This is a genomic window from Aetokthonos hydrillicola CCALA 1050 (assembly GCF_017591665.1).
Classification (GTDB): Bacteria; Cyanobacteriota; Cyanobacteriia; order Cyanobacteriales; family Nostocaceae; genus Aetokthonos; species Aetokthonos hydrillicola.
Genome location: NZ_JAAKGC010000221.1, coordinates 1 through 4,209, shown reverse-complemented (window position 1 = coordinate 4,209; position 4,209 = coordinate 1). Strand labels below are relative to the sequence as shown.

At 40.2% G+C, this 4,209-nt stretch carries 6 protein-coding genes and 1 pseudogene; 6 read left to right on the top strand and 1 reads right to left on the bottom strand.

Annotated features, from left to right (window positions below; translation table 11 throughout):
• The 6 genes and pseudogenes from G4P69_RS35875 to G4P69_RS40150 all read left to right on the top strand — a co-directional run.
• Window positions 1-299 (top strand): annotated as a pseudogene (locus G4P69_RS35875) (hypothetical protein); the annotation flags it as partial.
• A gap of 2 nt (window positions 300-301) precedes the next feature.
• A complete protein-coding gene (locus tag G4P69_RS35870; RefSeq protein ID WP_208344190.1) occupies window positions 302-673 on the top strand; it encodes a hypothetical protein in 372 nt (123 codons plus the stop codon).
• Entirely contained in the window at window positions 666-1,232 is a 567-nt protein-coding gene (locus G4P69_RS35865) for a hypothetical protein (protein WP_208344189.1), read from the top strand. Before G4P69_RS35870 ends, G4P69_RS35865 begins: the two co-directional genes overlap by 8 nt.
• A gap of 637 nt (window positions 1,233-1,869) precedes the next feature.
• Window positions 1,870-2,889 (top strand): CBASS cGAMP-activated phospholipase, encoded by a 1,020-nt coding sequence (locus G4P69_RS35860; protein WP_208344188.1) that lies wholly within the window; start codon window positions 1,870-1,872, stop codon window positions 2,887-2,889.
• A gap of 4 nt (window positions 2,890-2,893) precedes the next feature.
• Window positions 2,894-3,664 carry a nucleotide-binding domain-containing protein gene (locus tag G4P69_RS35855; protein WP_208344187.1) on the top strand — a complete coding sequence of 257 codons (771 nt, stop codon included), beginning with the start codon at window positions 2,894-2,896 and terminating at the stop codon, window positions 3,662-3,664.
• Between the two features lie 91 nt (window positions 3,665-3,755).
• On the top strand, window positions 3,756-3,890 hold the full coding sequence (locus tag G4P69_RS40150) for a hypothetical protein (RefSeq protein ID WP_279605332.1): 135 nt from the start codon (window positions 3,756-3,758) through the stop codon (window positions 3,888-3,890).
• Window positions 3,891-3,992: 102 nt separating this feature from the next.
• Here G4P69_RS40150 and G4P69_RS35850 read toward each other — a convergent pair.
• On the bottom strand, window positions 3,993-4,209 hold a 217-nt coding region (locus G4P69_RS35850), incomplete at its 5' end, for a TRADD-N-associated membrane domain-containing protein (protein WP_208354690.1).

The window sequence follows — 4,209 nt, the reverse complement described above, 5'->3', positions numbered from 1 at the left end:
CAATTCGTACAATGCTTAGGATTGAGGGTAAAGCGGTAGTTGATTGGCTCAAAACTGAAAAATTGGTTAGCTCTCCCGCAGAACTTGACAATACACAGCTAAGTGAATTGGTGCAGTGGATGGGTGTACAGTGGGCTGCAAAACAGGGGATGCAGCATAACCACGCTGCTAATAGTTTTATCAAGCACATACCCGCTATGACTGCTCAAGGGTATGAGGAATTGGAAGCGATTAAGCAGTGGATGAACCATGTGCAGCAGCAGCAAGCTGAGCAAAAAGTTTCTGTGAGTGTGGGGTAGTTATGTCAAAGATTAGGTCTAAAACGGTCATTAGTGTTGGCATAGCGATCGCCACTTTGCCACTTACTCTTGCTGTTGTTATATGCTTACAGCCAGCAATAGCGCATTCTCACAGTACTGGGTGTAAGGCACAAGGGCAATCCTGTCAAGCGCCCAAGAAAAGCAGTAGCTTTCCTCCCGAAGATGAACGCGGTATGATTCACATGCCTGTAGTACCTGGAGGAGGATATACACTAAATCAATGCGTGTTGCTTGCAGCCCTGGCTGATAAAGAACTGGGAGATAAATGGGAAGCACGTTTTGTTACTGTAAACCATGTTACAGGCAGGGGTCACTGTTCACTTAAAAGAGTGAAGGAGAATGAACATGAGTGAAGTGTTTAGTGCAATTTGTTATTACTATAATGGGCAGTTATTAACAAATTCAATTGCACAAACAATTACTAACAAAGAAAGTTCAATAAAGCAATTGTCCGAAGGCTATATAACTGCTCTTAATGTACTAGAAAGAAAGTTAGGAGTTGAGCATGTGCGCATTTTCAGAACTCCTTACAAGGCGAATACTTTCAAGCACATAACAAGAACAGCACAATGGGAACCTTACTTTTTGTCAATTGAATCTCAAATAAATGACTTGGGGTTAACTGATATATTCATTGTTGAATGTATCAAAGATAATCCTGTTAGTGAGGATAAACTCATCATTGACGAATACAGGGATGAGTATTATGTGGGCTTTCTTATGTTGCCAGGAAACTATGAAAGCTTAGAAGAGTTGATCAATTTCTATCGAGGGCTAGGATACAAGACCAAAGAAATCACAGATACTATTGAAAGATTTCTTACTCATGTTTCTCCAATGTCGAGTGAGGATGCTTATCACTTTGACAAGTTGAAGAGACTTGCAGCAAATGACAATTTCAATGCCGCATAGCTAGAATAGGGTTCTGATGATTTACTTTTAGCCTTGTCCAGAAGGGGTAGTGTGCAACTACCTCTTTATTGTTCCAATTTTCTCATGTTTATGACCTTAAGTATAATTATCGCGCAAGGATTTTAGATTTTGACGGATAGTGGTTGTGGTGGGATGATCTACCCCTAAGCTTTTTGAAGTAATTTTTAGTGCTTTTTGATACAATTATTCAGCGTCACTGTAGCGTCCTTGGTTTCGTGGGTAAATGAGCAATCGAACAGAAAGTTACGCTAAAGCTGTAACTCCTGCTAGATAAGCATTCTGTCAATCAATATTTATGCCAATTCTCAACGTACCAATTGACTTATCGTACATTTTGCTTACCCCCAAGGCTATAGAGGCAGTAGGGTACGGCTGTTTAAGTACGGTAATCTCTACATTACTAACTAGTAAATTTATACCTATCAAAAGTTATAATCATAAAAATCTTTAGCCTAGTGTAAGTATAGACAGATTTATTGTATTTTTATCATCAGTGTTTAGCGCCTAATACTTCAGCAACAATGTATTAATGTGCTATTTTGTTAGCTACTCTATTTAATCTTTTCCAAAGTAACCACATCTGAGATGGCGATATATTCATTATTAGGTTGTATTAATGGAGCAGGCAAATAATTTTCAAATCCTTTCCTTAAGCGGAGGAGGATATCTTGGTCTCTACCAAGTTGTTGTGTTATGTGAGTTGGAAGAAAGAGTCGGAAAGCCTGTAGCGCAATGCTTTGACCTTTTAGCAGGAACTTCAATAGGTGGCATTGTGGCACTAAGTTTGGCGTTAGAAGTGCCTGCTGCAACAATTTTACATGCGTTTGAAAAACATGGGCAAAGTATATTTTCCGCGCGGTCAGTACCACGTTCAACATTTGGTAAAGTAATTGACCTCGGACGTGGACTTTTTAATCCTAAATACAAGCATGACGGGCTACGTAAGGCTTTACATGAATTCATTGACCCTGCAACGCTTATTGGCGATCTAAAACACCCTGTGGTGATTCCTACAATTAATTTGACCAAGGGAAGACCTCAAGTGTTCAAAACACCGCATCATGAACGATTTGAGCGAGATCATCTCGTCAGCGTTCATGATGTCGCACTAGCTACATCAGCAGCACCTACGTTTTTTCCTTTAGCACAAGTTGGAAATGAACTATTCACCGACGGTGGACTTTGTGCAAATATGCCTGATGCCGTAGCACTTCATGAAGCAGAGTACTTTTTTCAAATTCCTACTGAGCACGTTTCTATTTTAAGTATTGGCACCACTACTTCACAATTTTCTTTCTCACATAGTACTGGCCGAAATTTAGGAATCCTAGATTGGTTTTACGATACACGACTTATGTCTGTCATCCTCTCCTCACAACAGAAATTGACAGAATTTATGCTTACCCACAAATTAAGCGATCGCTATTTCCGCATTGACTCAATCCAATCAAAGGCTCAAGAACGTGATCTAGGACTTGATGTTGCAACTCCTAACGCTCAATCCACCATTAAGGGTTTAGCAAGTGCTGCGTTGCGTGAAGCAATCTCTAGTCCAGTACTCCGCAGAATGCTACAGCATACACCGCCTACCCCTTATTTTTACTACGGCTCTCATCGAAACTCAGATCATTCATAACATTATGGGAATTGCGGCTTCATTATTTTATAGTATTTCAACAGACAAACAGACACTTCATAGGCGTATTATTCCTACTGATGAACAGAGGGAAGCGCAACAACAACGATGGAATGACCTTGCAGATTATTTGAAAGCTGAATTAAAAATAAGAAGTGGCTACTCAATTTACTCATGGCTACAAGGCTCTTATAAATTTGCCACTCAGTTACGTCCTCTGTCAATAGGTGATGAATTTGATATTGATCTAGGAATTTATTTTCAGTGGCAAGGGAAACCTCATCAAGGTAGTTTTTCTCCCTTGCAATTAAAAACAATGGTGCAAGAGTGTATGGAACTTTATGCACAAGAACAAGATGACATAAAAAAAGTAGCATCTCCTAAAATGAGGTGTAATCGCCTTCATTATAAAGGTGATTTTCATCGTCAAGTATTTACACCTACAATTTTTGTCACCGCAGAACGAAAGAAGCCTTTATTTGGACAAACTAATAATTGGAATAATGTAGATTTTATCGGGCCAATTCCAAAAGACTGCTCTATTACCTTTAAATTGATGAACTCTGCTTTTCTTCCTCCTAATTCAACTGTTGAATGGACAGTAAGAAATGAAGGGGCTGAAGCTGAAATAAACAATGATCTTGGACATCCAGCAGGAAAAGGATTGGTTGCAACAGAACGTTCATCCTATAAAGGAACCCACTATATGGATTTTGTGGTGCGTCAGTACGGGCGAGTCATAGGAGTGAAAAGAGTTAAAGTAATTATAAAGTAGTACTATGCAATCACGCTTCTCCCCCACACCCATCACTCGTCATCTGGCAAATACAACCCACTACTATTTGAAGAACAACGCCTAATTTACGATGAGTACCGTGCGATTACAAGGGGGGCAGTGCCGTAGGCGATCGCTCTTCTCCTCGGCTCACACTTCCATTCAAGGTGCTTTGGCTTTTGCACTTGCCAGTGGACAATCTATTTTAGGTGCAGCAATTAACTAGTTGAATTGGCATCGTTTATCAGCTGTGGGCTTGAGAGTGCTGAAAGGGCGATTCGGTTTCACGTAGTTCCCATGAAACTTAATCGCCCACCCTCTCAATAGCTTAGGTTTCATCGTCGAAATCAGCTAGAATCTTGTCTAGCCTGTCATTTGCATCCTTAGCAAGTTGAACGAACAATGCACTGGAAACTATTCCACTAGCAGCTGTAACACTTCCTTGTGAAAGTTTATTTGACATGAGTAGTCCGGCTCCTGTCAGACAAGCAAAGAAAGAAATCGTGGTGGCTATAATGCTCATGTTGAAGCTGTAACGAGCTTGG

What these genes read in the sequence shown, in the direction of transcription:
- G4P69_RS40150 (WP_279605332.1), top strand. Translation starts at nt 3,756, where the DNA reads ATGAGTACCGTGCGATTACAAGGGGGGCAGTGCCGTAGGCGATCGCTC.
- G4P69_RS35855 (WP_208344187.1), top strand. Translation starts at nt 2,894, where the DNA reads ATGGGAATTGCGGCTTCATTATTTTATAGTATTTCAACAGACAAACAG.
- G4P69_RS35870 (WP_208344190.1), top strand. Translation starts at nt 302, where the DNA reads ATGTCAAAGATTAGGTCTAAAACGGTCATTAGTGTTGGCATAGCGATC.
- G4P69_RS35860 (WP_208344188.1), top strand. Translation starts at nt 1,870, where the DNA reads ATGGAGCAGGCAAATAATTTTCAAATCCTTTCCTTAAGCGGAGGAGGA.
- G4P69_RS35865 (WP_208344189.1), top strand. Translation starts at nt 666, where the DNA reads ATGAGTGAAGTGTTTAGTGCAATTTGTTATTACTATAATGGGCAGTTA.